This is a genomic window from Amycolatopsis sp. Poz14, assembly GCF_006704225.1.
Lineage (GTDB): Bacteria > Actinomycetota > Actinomycetes > Mycobacteriales > Pseudonocardiaceae > Amycolatopsis > Amycolatopsis nivea.
The window spans coordinates 6,292,961-6,305,909 of the sequence record NZ_JACLHD010000001.1; the positions used below are offsets into that span (position 1 = coordinate 6,292,961).

12 protein-coding genes are annotated in these 12,949 nt (G+C 70.4%); 6 read left to right on the top strand and 6 right to left on the bottom strand.

Annotated elements, in window-relative coordinates:
• Window positions 1-37: 37 nt before the first annotated feature.
• Complete coding sequence (locus FKO37_RS29465) at window positions 38-943, top strand: DMT family transporter (protein WP_037806483.1); 906 nt, start codon at window positions 38-40, stop codon at window positions 941-943.
• Between the two features lie 305 nt (window positions 944-1,248).
• On the opposite strand, the gene arc is transcribed toward FKO37_RS29465, so the two are convergent.
• Window positions 1,249-3,051 carry a proteasome ATPase gene (gene arc, locus FKO37_RS29470; protein WP_037806484.1) on the bottom strand — a complete coding sequence of 601 codons (1,803 nt, stop codon included), beginning with the start codon at window positions 3,049-3,051 and terminating at the stop codon, window positions 1,249-1,251.
• A gap of 341 nt (window positions 3,052-3,392) precedes the next feature.
• Between arc and FKO37_RS29475 the strand changes: the two genes are divergently transcribed.
• Window positions 3,393-4,310, top strand: a complete 918-nt coding sequence (locus tag FKO37_RS29475; RefSeq protein ID WP_238606603.1) for a hypothetical protein — start codon at window positions 3,393-3,395, stop codon at window positions 4,308-4,310.
• On the top strand, window positions 4,311-4,769 hold the full coding sequence (locus tag FKO37_RS29480) for a hypothetical protein (protein WP_238606604.1): 459 nt from the start codon (window positions 4,311-4,313) through the stop codon (window positions 4,767-4,769). It begins immediately after the preceding gene.
• Here FKO37_RS29480 and FKO37_RS29485 read toward each other — a convergent pair.
• The 4 genes from FKO37_RS29485 to FKO37_RS29500 form a co-directional block, all read right to left on the bottom strand.
• On the bottom strand, window positions 4,766-5,596 hold the full coding sequence (locus FKO37_RS29485) for a tRNA (adenine-N1)-methyltransferase (RefSeq protein ID WP_037806487.1): 831 nt from the start codon (window positions 5,594-5,596) through the stop codon (window positions 4,766-4,768). The two genes, FKO37_RS29480 and FKO37_RS29485, sit on opposite strands and share 4 nt — an antisense overlap.
• A gap of 81 nt (window positions 5,597-5,677) precedes the next feature.
• On the bottom strand, window positions 5,678-6,832 hold the full coding sequence (locus FKO37_RS29490) for a M50 family metallopeptidase (RefSeq protein ID WP_051171941.1): 1,155 nt from the start codon (window positions 6,830-6,832) through the stop codon (window positions 5,678-5,680).
• 156 nt (window positions 6,833-6,988) lie between these two features.
• Window positions 6,989-8,134, bottom strand: a complete 1,146-nt coding sequence (locus FKO37_RS29495; protein ID WP_037806488.1) for a 4-hydroxybenzoate 3-monooxygenase — start codon at window positions 8,132-8,134, stop codon at window positions 6,989-6,991.
• Window positions 8,135-8,252: 118 nt separating this feature from the next.
• Complete coding sequence (locus tag FKO37_RS29500; RefSeq protein ID WP_240015475.1) at window positions 8,253-8,948, bottom strand: helix-turn-helix domain-containing protein; 696 nt, start codon at window positions 8,946-8,948, stop codon at window positions 8,253-8,255.
• 310 nt (window positions 8,949-9,258) lie between these two features.
• Here FKO37_RS29500 and FKO37_RS29505 point away from each other — a divergent pair, with 310 nt between their 5' ends.
• From FKO37_RS29505 to FKO37_RS29515, 3 genes are all read left to right on the top strand, one after another.
• Window positions 9,259-10,149 (top strand): RecB family exonuclease, encoded by an 891-nt coding sequence (locus tag FKO37_RS29505; protein WP_037806489.1) that lies wholly within the window; start codon window positions 9,259-9,261, stop codon window positions 10,147-10,149.
• On the top strand, window positions 10,149-10,940 hold the full coding sequence (locus tag FKO37_RS29510) for a thioesterase family protein (protein WP_037806490.1): 792 nt from the start codon (window positions 10,149-10,151) through the stop codon (window positions 10,938-10,940). The genes FKO37_RS29505 and FKO37_RS29510 overlap by 1 nt, the downstream gene beginning before the upstream one ends.
• A 62-nt stretch (window positions 10,941-11,002) precedes the next feature.
• On the top strand, window positions 11,003-11,938 hold the full coding sequence (locus tag FKO37_RS29515) for a ParA family protein (RefSeq protein ID WP_037806492.1): 936 nt from the start codon (window positions 11,003-11,005) through the stop codon (window positions 11,936-11,938).
• A 145-nt stretch (window positions 11,939-12,083) separates the two neighbouring features.
• On the opposite strand, the gene hisG is transcribed toward FKO37_RS29515, so the two are convergent.
• Window positions 12,084-12,929 (bottom strand): ATP phosphoribosyltransferase, encoded by an 846-nt coding sequence (hisG, locus tag FKO37_RS29520; protein WP_037806495.1) that lies wholly within the window; start codon window positions 12,927-12,929, stop codon window positions 12,084-12,086.
• Window positions 12,930-12,949 lie beyond the last annotated feature (20 nt).

The window sequence follows — 12,949 nt, forward strand, 5'->3', positions numbered from 1 at the left end:
CTGGCCGGAGCAGTCCGCTGGTCGTTTCGGAGGTTCAGTGAGGTTCGGCATCGCCGCCCGGTTCGTCGTGCTCGCCGTCGTGTGGGGCGCGAGTTTCCTGTTCATCAAAGTGGGCCTGGAGGGACTCTCGCCGGCTCAGGTAGCGCTCGCGCGGGTCGCGCTGGGAGCGTTGACGCTCGGCGCGTTCCTGGTGCTGCGCAGGCGATCGCTCCCCCGCGATCCCGCGCTGTGGGGGCATCTCGCGGTGGTTTCGCTGCTGTTCTGCGTGGGTCCGTTCCTGCTGTACTCGTGGGCCGAGCAGTACGTGGCGTCCGGGCTCGCCAGCATCTTCAACGCCACCACTCCCCTGCTGACCATGCTGTTCGCCGCGGCCGCCCTGCCCGTGGAACGGCTTACCCGGCCGAAAACCGCCGGATTGCTGATCGGCTTCGCCGGCGTGCTCACCCTGGTCGGCGTCTGGCGCGGCATCGACCTCAGCCACGAAGTCCTCGCGCAACTCGCCTGTCTCGGCGCGACCACCTGCTATGGCCTAGCTTTCGTGTACCTGCGGAAATTCGTGTCGCCCCGCAACCCCGACCCGGTCGTGGTCGCGTTCGGGCAGACCGGTTTCGCCACGGTGATCCTGCTGGCCGCGACCCCGGCGATCGCCGCGCAGCCGGTGCACCTGAACCTCGCCGTGGTGCTGTCCATGCTGGCGCTCGGCGTGCTGGGCACCGGTGTCGCCTACACCTGGAACACCGCCATCGCCACCGCCTGGGGCGCCGCCAACGCGTCCGCTGTGACCTACCTCACTCCAGTGGTCGGGGTTCTGCTCGGCGTGCTCGTCCTCGACGAACCGGTGCACTGGAACGAACCCGTCGGAGCGCTGCTCGTGGTGCTCGGGATCCTGGCCTCGCACGGACGGCTTTCCCGGGCGCGGCAACCGGTCCTGGAACGGGTTTGAGACGCATGCCAGCTGTGGGCGCGATTGAGACGCGTTTGCCCACGTCGGCCGGGCTGGCCCAGGGCCACGCCAAAGTAACTTCAAGTCTGTGAAGGGCTCCTTGAGGGAATCAGATTCCCTCAAGGAGCCCTTCACAGACCTCGCCAGCTGTGCCAGCCCCCGCGAGCGCAGTGCGTGGAGCCGTCCCTGGCCGATGGGCGCGATGCGGCCGCGCACCACAGCTCCTGCGAAACCCCCATTGGGTCTGAGACGCACCGCAGGGCCGCCGGAGAGAGATCCGGCGGCCCCGCGGCGTTCGCGCTGTCCTACAGGTACTGACCGGTGTTCGTGGCGGTGTCGATGGCCCGCCCCGATTCCTGGTTCTTGCCGGTGACGAGCGTGCGGATGTAGACGATCCGCTCGCCCTTCTTGCCGGAGATCCGGGCCCAGTCGTCCGGGTTGGTGGTGTTGGGCAGGTCCTCGTTCTCCGCGAACTCGTCGACGATCGCGTCCAGCAGGTGCTGCACGCGCAGGCCGGGCTGCTTCGTCTCCAGCACCGACTTGATCGCCGACTTCTTCGCCCGGTCCACGATGTTCTGGATCATCGCGCCCGAGTTGAAGTCGCGGAAGTACAGGACTTCCTTGTCCCCGTTGGCGTAGGTGACCTCCAGGAACCGGTTCTCGTCGCTCTCCTCGTACATCCGCTCGACGGTGTGCTGGATCATCGCGTCGAACGTCGCCTTCTGGTCCCCGCCGAACTCCGCCAGGTCGTCGGCGTGGATCGGGAGGCCCTCGGCCAGGTACTTCGAGAAGATGTCCTTCGCGCCCTCGGCGTCCGGACGCTCGATCTTGATCTTCACGTCGAGCCGGCCCGGCCGCAGGATCGCCGGGTCGATCATGTCCTCGCGGTTGGAGGCGCCGATGACGATGACGTTCTCCAGGCCCTCGACGCCGTCGATCTCCGACAGCAGCTGCGGCACGATCGTGGTCTCCACGTCGGAGGACACGCCCGAGCCGCGGGTGCGGAAGATCGAGTCCATCTCGTCGAAGAACACGATGACCGGGGTGCCCTCGGAGGCCTTTTCCCGCGCCCGCTGGAAGATCAGCCGGATCGACCGCTCGGTCTCGCCGACGAACTTGTTCAGCAGCTCGGGACCCTTGATGTTGAGGAAGTAGGACTTGCCGTCCGCGTTGTCCCCGCGAGCCTCGGCCACCTTCTTGGCCAGGGAGTTCGCCACCGCTTTCGCGATGAGCGTCTTCCCGCAGCCCGGCGGGCCGTAGAGCAGGACGCCCTTCGGCGGGCGCAGCTGGTACTGCTCGTAGAGGTCCGCGTGCAGGAACGGCAGCTCCACGGCGTCGCGGATCTGCTCGATCTGCCGGGTCAGGCCGCCGATGTCCTCGTAGCGGACGTCCGGCACCTCCTCCAGCACGAGGTCTTCGACCTCCGCCTTCGGCACCCGTTCGTAGGCGTAGCCGGCCTTGGAGTCCACCAGGAGCGAGTCGCCCGGCTTGAGCGGCTGCTCGGAGAGCGGACCGGACAGCAGGACGACCCGCTCCTCGTCCGCGTGGCCGACCACGAGAGCGCGCGTGGCGCCGCCCTCGACGTCCGGTGCGAGCACTTCGCGCAGCGCGCACACCTCGCCGGTGCGCTCGAAATCGCCGCCTTCGACGACGGTGAGCGCCTCGTTGAGCCGCAACGCCTGCCCGCGCCGCAGCGACGAGACCTCCACCGCGGGCGACACCGAGACGCGCATCTTGCGCCCCGCGGTGTAGACGTCCACCGTGTTGTCCTCGTAGGCCTCGACGAACACCCCGTAACCGCTCGGCGGCTGGGCCAGCCGGTCGACCTCTTCGCGGAGGGCGAGCAGCTGACCCCGCGCTTCGCGCAGGGTTTCGACGAGTTTCGTGTTCCGCTCGGTGAGCTGGCTCACCCGTTCCGACGCCTCGGCGAGACGTTGTTCGAGAACGCGGTTCTGTCGCGGGGAATCGGTGAGCCTGCGGCGCAGCAGCGCCACTTCTTCCTCGAGAAAACGGATCTGCCGGGCTTGTTCCTCTGGTGTCTGCCCTGCTCCGCCGGTTGCTGAAGGGTCGGCCTCCTCGCGCCGACCTCCGGGAAGGTCATGATGCATCGGGCACCTCCTCGGAGTGCTTTTCATTCCACGGTACCGGCGATCACCGACAAGAAAAGGCCTTTCCGCATCACAAGACCGGCGCGTCGCGCTTTTTCTTCCGGCGAAGCACGGCCGCGAGCGCAGCGCAAGCGGCCGATTCGGTGCCGCGGACGGGAATCCGCTCCGCGCGGGTTTCCGCAACGCGGAACTGAACACGCTACGGATGCCCCGCCGGACACCCGCGGCAAACCCGAGTTGCGGGTTGGCTGCGCGGAAAGGCGCGCGGCTGGCTAGCATCCCCGGGTGGCCGCGCTCCGCACGCGGCCCGCACTTTCGCGAGCACGGCAGGGGGAACCGAGATGACTTATCCGCCGCAGCAGCCCGGCGGCTGGGACCAGGGCGGACAGCAGCCGAACCCGTACGGGGGCCAGCCCGGCGGCCAGCCGCAGTACGGGCAGCCTCAGCAGGGCGGATGGAACCAGGGCGGGCAGCCGCCGCAGTCCGGCGGGTTCCCGGCCGCGCCCGGCCCCGGCACGCCCGGCCAGGGCGGCCCCTACCAGGGCGGATACCCGCAGCAGGGCGGCGCCCAGCAGTACGGGCAGCAGCCGGATCAATTCGGGCAGTTCGGACAGCAGCCCGGCCAGTTCGGGCAGCCGGGCCAGCCGGGTCAGCCGGGCGGGCCGTTCGGGCAGCAGCCGGGCGGGCAGTTCGGCGGGTACGGCGAGGAGCCGCCGAAAAAGAAGAAGACCGGCCTGATCGTCGGCATCGCGGTCGCCGCGGTGGTCGTCCTCGGCGGTGCGACCGGCCTGGTCATCTGGCTGACCGGGGACAGCAAGAAGGACGACAAGACGGCCGCCCCGCCCGCGTCGTCCTCGGCTCCGGCCGCGGGCCCGCAGTCCAGCGGGCCGAGCGGCAGTTCGTCGTCGTCCCCGTCGACCTCGTCGTCGGGTTCGGGCAGCGGCGACTACCCGGCGGCGGCCGGTGCGAAGCCGACCTCGGGCGAGCTGTTCCAGGCCGCGTCCGAGGCGTACAACAGCTCCGACACCGAGGGGCTGTTCTCGATGCTGTGCACCAGCCTCACCAAGGGCCAGAAGCCGGGAAGCGAGAAGATGCCCTCGGGCATCCACTTCGAACTGACCGGCAGCCCGCAGGAGAACGGCGACCAGGCGACGGTGAAGTACCACGTCACCACGTCCACCAAGACCGCCGACGGCACCCTCACCGCCCTGCGCCAGGGCGGGGCCTGGTGCCTCGGGAAGGTCAGCACGGACCACTAGGTGAGACGCCGGCTCGGCACGGCACTCGGCCTGCTCGCAGTCGTTGTCGCGGGCGGCGTCCTCGGCTTGGTCTCGATCGGCCTGCCGGGGCCCGCCCGCACCGTCTCGGAACCGCCCGCTTCCCCGCCTCCGTCGCGAACCAGCACGTCCTCGGCTCCCGCGCCCGCGGCGGATCAAGCCGCGATAGCGACGCTCGCGCGCACTCTCGTCGACGCCATCACGCGCGCCGACTCCGCCGAATTCGGCACTCTCACTTGCAAACCGCAAACTGCTGCGGCGCTGAAGGAACTCCAAGCCAAATGGGACGCGGCGGGCCCGCTTCGCGTCTCACTGGTTGGACAACCGGCGATCGCGGGCGACGACGCGACGGTGACCGTCCGGGTCGAAGGCACCGGCGGGCACAGGGAAACCCCGTTCCCGCTGCGCCGCGAGAACGGTCGATGGTGCGTCCCTGGTTAGCCTTTGCCCTTGCTGGGCCGTCGTGAAACGCGCGGCGACACTGTGCCGTCCGCCAGCCGACGCGCAGTGAGCAGGAAAGCGGTGTGCGCGACCATCCGGTGGTCGGGCCGCACCGCGAGACCGACGACGTGCCACGGCCGCATCAGCGTCTCCCACGACTCCGGCTCGGTCCAGCACTGCTGTTCCCGCAGCGATTCCGTGACGCGCGACAGCTGCGTGACAGTCGCGACGTAGACGGTCAGCACTCCGCCGGGCACCAGGTGCGCGGCGACGTTCGGCAACTGGTCCCACGGGGCGAGCATGTCCAGCACGACCCGGTCGACCTCGCCGGTGTGCGTGGCCAGATCCGCGACGGTGAGCGTCCAGTTGTCCGGCTTCTCGCCGAAGAACTTCACGACGTTGCGCTCGGCGTGCTCCGCGTGGTCGTCGCGGATCTCGTAGGAGAACACCTGTCCCGCCGGACCGACCGCGCGCAGCAGCGAGCAGGTGAGCGCGCCGGAACCGGCGCCGGCTTCCAGGACGCGGGCGCCCGGGAAGATGTCGCCCCACATCACGATCTGCGCGGCGTCCTTGGGATAGATCACCTGCGCGCCGCGCGGCATCGACAGCACGTAGTCCGGCAGCAACGGCCGCAGCGCGAGATACGTGCTGCCGCCCGCCGAAGTGACCACGCTGCCCTCGGGACGGCCGATGAGGTCGTCGTGCGCGAGGGCGCCGCGATGCGTGTGGTACTCGCCGCCGTCGGCGAGCGTGAGGGTGTAGTGCCTGCCCTTCGAGTCCGTCAGCTGAACCCGGTCACCTGCACGAAACGGTCCGCTGACCGACAACTTCTTCCTCCACTGCAAAACCCGGAACGCCGACGTCGAATCCTCGCAGGTCGTCCCGCGCCCGTCGTGCGCGGGTGCCCCTCACTGGGCGCGCCGGCCCTGCATCAGCGCGGTCCGCAGGTCTTCGCGGCGCAACACGCCCGCGGGACGGCCTTCGTCGTCGACCACGAGGAACTGCCAGGCGGGCGTCTCGCGCACGCGCTCGGCGATCTCCTCCCCCGGCTCCGACGCCAGCAGCACCGTCTCCGCCCGGATCGGCTCGGCCGCTTGCTCGGCGGGCGCGTGCGGGCTGACGCTCGCCAGCTGTTGCGCGGCTTGCTCGTCCAGCAGTCCCGCCGCGACGCCGTCCGCGCGCACCAGCACGACGCCGCGTCCCGCCGAGGCCGCCAAAGCGTCGGACACCGGGCTTTCCGCGGGCAGCTGCAAGACCGGACGCACCAAATCGGACAGTTCCAGCCCGGCGGGCCAGCCGCGGCGGGCTTCCGCCGCCAGTTCGGAGCGCGCGCCGAGGATCACGAACCACGCCGTCACGACGCACACGCCGAGCCGCAGCCAGCGGTCCGGGCTCTGCATCGCCAGCCCGAGCAGCGCCCAGACGATCAGCCCCGTGGCGACGAGCGCGCCGCCCGCGACCGCGGCCCTTGTCCCCTTGGCCCGCAACCCGGTCATCGCCCAGACCCCGGCGCGCACGAGCCGTCCGCCGTCCAGCGGCAATCCCGGCAGCAGGTTGAAGAAGCCGACCGCGAAGTTGGCCACCGCGCACTCCGCCACGAGCAGCCACACCGCGCCGTCCGGCGGAACCGCGAACAGCAGCAGCGAACAGAACCCGCCCAGCACCAGCGAAACCGCGGGCCCCGCCGCGGCGACGAGCCCTTCCTGGCCCGGCCGTCGCGGCGTACGAGCCACTTCGGACAGTCCGCCGAGAAGGAAAAGCCGCAGCCGCCGTACCGGGATCCCGAGCCGCAGCGCGACGAGGCAGTGCCCGAGTTCGTGCGCGAGCACGGAAAGCCCCAGCAGCACGGCGAACGCGGCGGCGAGCAGCCACGCGGTCGGCGTCGAAACGTCCGGCAGGAACCGCCCGACCAGCGGCGCGTAGAGCACCACGATGATCAGCGAGCCGATCCACCACGACGGGGCGAGCAAAACGGGCACCCCGCCGACCCGGAACAGCAGCAGTCCGCCGTCCCCGCCGGCGCGCCGGGCGGGCCCGGCGCCGTGCTGACTGGTCGCGGCCATGCCGGACAGAGTAGGGGGCCGGGTGTGGGAAGCCGGTGACCCGGTCTCCCCGGACGGGTGGTGTCGGTCTCGCCCCGGCCGGTCCGCGAAGTTCCGTGAAGGGCTCGTTCCGGGAATCTGGTTCCGGCAAGGAGCCCTTCACGGACCCAGCCCGGGTCAGGCGGAGCGCGGCTGGACGAGGTTCTCCAGATTCGCGAGCGCGACCTGCTTCCGGAACTCTCCGCGGTAGGAGGCGTCGCCGGAGTCGTGCATCGCGTCGGTCATCCAGACCGCCGACGCCTGCCGTTCCCAGACGTGCGCCAGACAGGTGTCGGAGTAGCTCTCCAGCAAACTCGGATCGTCCTTCTCCACCTGATGGACGAGCGCGTGCGCGAGCACCTCCGCGTCGTGCAGCGCGAGGCTCATCCCCTCGGCGCTCATCGGCGAAATCAGGTGCGCCGCGTCTCCGAGAAGGCACAGCCTGCCGTAGCGCATCGGGCTGAACACGACCCCGCGCAGCGGCACCACCTGCTTCGTCGCGATCGGCCCGCGCGGCACCGGCGCGGCGAACCTGGCGCCGAGTTCGTCCCAGACCCGCTCGTCCGGCCAGTCGCCGACAGTGTCGTCGAGCGGACACTGCAGATAGATCCGGCTCGCGTTCGGCCCGCGGGTGATCTGCGCGGCGAAGCCCCGGGAGTGCACTGCCATCACCGCCGACGGATCGGCGGGCACTTCCGCCAGGACGCTCAGCCAGGCGTACCCGAACTCGTGGCTGTGGCAGGCGAGAACTCCGTCCGGGATCGCCGTCCGGCTGACGCCGTGGAAGCCGTCGGCCCCGGCGACGAACGCACAGTCGATCGTGTGAGTGCCCTCGCTGTCCCGGTAGCGCACCCGGGGCTGCTCGGTGTCGAGTCCGTCGAGTTCGATGTCCTCCGCCTCGAACCGGAGGTCGCCGCCGTCGCGGAGGAAGATCCGGATGAGGTTCCGGACGAGCACTTGCTGCGGGATGAACGCGCCCGCGCCGTCCTCGCCGGTGTCCATCCGCCAGGTGCGCTTGTCGCCGTGGAGGATCAGCGGCAGGACGGCGTCGGACCGCTCGTCGCCGTGGCCCTCGACGGCCTCGCCGACTCCCCATTCGTGCAGCATCCGCACGCCGCGGCCGTCGAGAGAACCGGCTCTCTGCCGCTGTTCGACGTGCTCGCGGCTGTTCTTTTCCAAGACCGTGCAAGGGATCCCGCTGCGGAGGAGGAACGTGCCGAGCGCGAGCCCGGCCACCCCGCCGCCCACGACGACCACGGTGGTTTTCCCGTTTGCCTGTGCCATGTTTCATTCCCCGAAAGAGTGCTGGTGAACTGGATGATCACCACTCTCTTCCCGGCCGCGGACCGGCGGCCACCGAGCATCGGGCGCCCGGTAACGAAAACCCGCCAACTTGCTCCCGCTACTCGCCGCGGTCGCGCAATCCGGCCTGGTACCGCCCCGGCGTCTGCCCGACCAGCGCCGTGAACGCCCCGATGAACGCCGACGGATTCGACCATCCGCAGGCGATCGCCGTGTCGGTCACCGATGCGCCCCCGGTGAGCTGGAACAACGCGTGGTGGATCCGCAACACCGTGCGCCACCGCTGAAAACTCATGCCGAGATCGGCATGGAACAACCGGCTGAGCGTGCGTTCGCTGGCCCCCGCGACGCGCCCCAGCTCAGCCAGCGTCTCGCCCCGCCCCGGGTCCTCGTGCAGCATCTCGGTGACGGCCCGCAACCGGTCGTCGCGCGGTTCCGGGAGATGCAACGACTCCCCCGGAACCTCCCCCAGCTCGTCGAGCACCACCGCCCGAACCCGCCGCACCGCCTCGTCGGACCGCTCCTTCTCGCCGGTCAACGCCAAAATGCCCGCCCGCAGCAACGGCGACACCGCGAACACGCAAGGCTGCCGAGCCAACGCGCCGCACTCCTCAGCGGGAACAGCGAGAATCCGCGCGTCCGTGCGTCCGTAGAACCGGTGGGAATGCTCGAACCCCGGTGGAGTCCACGTAACGCGATCAGCGGGCGCGACCCAGGTCCCGAACTCGGTAGTGGTGGCGAACACCCCGCTGGCCGCGTAAACCAGCTGCCCGCTCGCATGGGAATGCCGCCCCATCCGAAACCCGCCCGGCAACCACCCCGCCCCCTGCGGCGTCACCCCGCCTGCCTTCCCCACCACCCCGACCCTAGCGACAACACCCCCCAACCCAGCCACCAAAACCCAGCCACCCCCAAGCCCTCACTCCCGACCCGGCCCCCACGCGGGATCGCGTCGGCGTGCCGAGGAGCAGCGTGCACGGCCCCCGGGCCGGGCGCGCTGCTCCTCGGCACGCCGACTTGAAGGCGATCCCGCCCGCGACGACGGAGTCGGCGCCATCAGACACTGCGCCGAACAATTGTCGGTGCCCGGCGTTACGCTCTGCCCCATGTCCGACACCGCTACGGTCACCACCCCTCCCGGTTCCGACGCGCCTGCCCGCAGGCGGCCCGCGTTGTCGCCGTCCCGGGCGAGCGACTTCAAGCAGTGCCCGCTGCTCTACCGGTTCCGCGCGGTCGATCGGCTGCCGGAGGTGCCCACCCGGGCGCAGCTGCGCGGCACGCTCGTCCACGCGGTCCTGGAGCGGCTTTTCGCGCTGCCCGCCGCCGAACGCGTCGCGCCGCGGGCGAAGGAGCTGCTCGCGCCGACTTGGACGGAGCTGTCCAGCGACAGTCCGGAGTGGACGGAGCTGTTCGCGGACGGCGAACCCGGGGAGACCGACAAGTGGCTGGCCTCGGCCGAAAAGCTGCTTGATTCGTATTTCGAGCTGGAGGATCCGCGCAGGCTGGAGCCGGAGGCGTGCGAGCTGCACGTGGAGATCGAGCTGGGTTCGGGGGTGCTGCTGCGCGGGTACATCGACCGGGTGGACGTCGCGCCGACCGGCGAGATCCGGGTCGTGGACTACAAAACCGGGGCCGCTCCTCGGGAAATCGGCGAGGCCAAAGCACTCTTCCAGATGAAGTTCTACGCGCTGGTGCTGTGGCGGTTGCGCGGGGTCGTCCCGCGGCAGCTGAAGCTGATGTACCTGACCGACGGCCAGTCGCTGGCCTACACGCCGGACGAGGCCGAGCTGGTCCGGTTCGAGCGCACGCTGGAAGCGATCTGGCAGGCGATCCTGAAGGCGGGCAAGACCGGCGATTTCCGGCCGAACAAGGGCAGGCTGTGCTCGTGGTGCGACCATCAGGCGCATTGCCCGGAGTTCGGCGGGACGCCGCCGGAGTATCCGGGCTGGCCGGAGCCGGATCCGGGCGAGGAGACGGTATTGGACCGGGCCGACTGATGGGCGACGCGTTCTTCCTCCCGCTCGGCGGCGAGCGGTACGAGGCGACTGAGCACACCACCGGCCCGTGGAGTCCCGGCGCGCAGCATTTCGGCCCGCCGTCGGCGCTGCTGGTGCGCGGGCTCGAGCGGCTGGAGTCGCCGCATCCGGCGCAGCTGGCCCGGGTCACGGTGGAAATCCTCGGTCCGGCTCCGGTGGGCGAACTGGAGCAGCGGTCGTGGGTCGAACGGCCGGGCCGGACGGTCGAATTGGTCCAGTCCGAGCTGTCCGCGAACGGCCGGACGGTCGCGCGGGCGTCGGGATGGCGGATCGCGACGTCCGACACCGCCGAGATCGCCACCGACGGCGGTCCGCTGCTGCCCGCGGCCGACGCGGGCAGCGAGGCGGCTTTCCCGGACGACTGGGAGGGCGGCTACCTGCACGCGATCGAATGGCGGGCGGTGCGCGGCTCGATCTCCGCACCCGGCCCGGCGGCGGTGTGGGCGCGGCAGCGGTATCCGCTGGTCGACGGCGAGGAGCCGACGGGGCTGCAGCGGCTGTTCGCCATCGCCGACTCCGGCAACGGGGTGTCGCATTTCCTGCCGGCCGCGAAGTGGTGGTTCATCAACTCGGAACTCACCGTGCACCTGCGCCGGATCCCCGAAGGCGAGTGGATCGGGCTGGACGCGGTCACGCTGGTCGGGCCGCACGGGATCGGCACCGCGAGCAGTACGCTGCACGATCGTTCCGGTCCGGTCGGCACCGGCGCGCAGGCTTTGCTGGTGCGTCCGCGACAGGCCGGGGGCGGATGAGCGCGCCGCGGCGGGCAAGTCCGATAGCCTTCGCGGAACGACCGACAAGGGAGCGCTCCGGCATGCAGATCACCTCGGTGGTCAACCAGAAGGGCGGGGTGGGCAAAACCTCGCTGAGCGTGGGCGCGGCGGCGGCCCTCGCCGAACGCGGCAGGCGGGTGCTGCTCGTCGACCTCGACCCGCAGGGGCACGCGACGACCGAGATGCTCGGCATGGACGAGGTCCCGGCGGACGCGCCGAGCCTGGCGAAGGCGCTGACCAAGCTGTGGAAGGGCCCGATCGAGCAGCTGGCGGTGCCGCATCCGCGCAGCAACCTGGGCCGCGGCGGCGCGTTCGACGTGATCCCGACGTCGCCGGGGATGTTCGACCTGATCCGCAGGCTGGACCAGTTCCGGGTGCCCGGCTGGCAGCTGGCGCGGGTGATCCAGTTCGCGCACTACGACCACGTGATCATCGACTGCCCGCCGGCGCAGGACGTGCTGACGAACAACGCGCTGGCGGCGTCGCACGGGATCCTGGTGCCGGTCCAGCCGGACAAGACGAGCATCCGGGCGCTGCGCCTGCTGTCGGAACAGGTCCGCTACGTCGAGCAGACCACCGGCCGCGCCCCGATCTCGTGGTTCGGCATCGTGCCGGGCCTGTACCGCCGCCCGATCTCGCACTACGCCGCGGCCGCGCTCCAGGAGATGTACTCCTTCGGCGTCCCGATGCTCTCGCACGTTCCGCTGGGCGTCGTGATGAACGAGGCAGCGGCGCACGGCGTCCCGGTCACGACGTTCGCCCCGGAAACCATCCAAGCGGTGTCTTTCCGGGAAATCGCCGAGACCTTGGACAGCTACCTGGCGCAAAACCCGGGCCCCACCGAGGTTCCCGCTGACGACGAGTTCGTCTTCGAGGACTTCATCTCCGAGGTCGCCGTCGCCCGCAACGTCAACGACAACGGCGCGCGCAAGAGGCTGTACGACCTGATGCCGAAGCGCCCGAACCGTCCTCGTTAAACATCGTCCACTTCGGACTCAACAACAACGCGGGATCGCGTCGGCGTTGGGGTGGAGCGGCGTGACAGGCCGCCAGGCCCCTCATGCCGCTTCGCCCCAACGCCGACTTGAAGGCGATCCCGCCGCGGCGGCGGAGCCGACGCAATCAGAGTCTGCAGGACCGGATGTCGGACGCCAGCACGGCTTTCGCGCCGGTTTCGGCGAGCTCGTCCATGATCCGGTTGACTTCCTTGCGCGGCACCATCGCCCGCACCGCGACCCACTTCTCGTCCGCCAGCGGCGCGACCGTCGGCGACTCCAGTCCCGGCGTGATCGAAATGGCCTGGTCGAGGATGTCGCGCGGGCAGTCGTAGTCGAGCATCATGTAGTGCTGCGCGAAAACGACGCCCTGCAGCCGGGCCGCGAGCTGCGACTTCGCCCGGGATCCTTCGCTCCCGGCCCGCTGCAGCAAGACCGCCTCGGACGCGCAGATCGGCTCCCCGAACGCCACGAGATTGTGCTGCCGCAGCGACCGCCCGGACTCGACCACGTCCGCGATCGCGTCCGCGACCCCGAGCTGGATCGAGATCTCCACGGCGCCGTCGAGCCGGATGACCTCGGCCTCGACGCCGTGGCGGGCGAGGTCGTCGCGGACCAGCCGCGGGTACGACGTCGCGAGCCGCTTTCCGTGCAGGTCGGCCGGTTTCCAGTCCCGTCCGGCGGGAGCGGCGTAGCGGAAGGTCGAGGCGCCGAACCCGAGCGCGAGCACCTCCTCGACCGGCGCGCCCGAATCGAGCGCGAGGTCGCGGCCGGTGATGCCGAGGTCGAGCTCGCCGGAACCGACGTAGATGGCGATGTCCTTCGGGCGGAGGAAGAAGAACTCGACCTCGTTGACCGGGTCGAGGACGGTCAGGTCCTTGCCGTCATGTCGCTTGCGGTAGCCCGCCTCGGAAAGCATCTCCGCCGAAGCGGCGGCGAGGGCTCCCTTGTTCGGCACGGCAACACGCAGCATTTCGGTCTCTCCTCGGTATC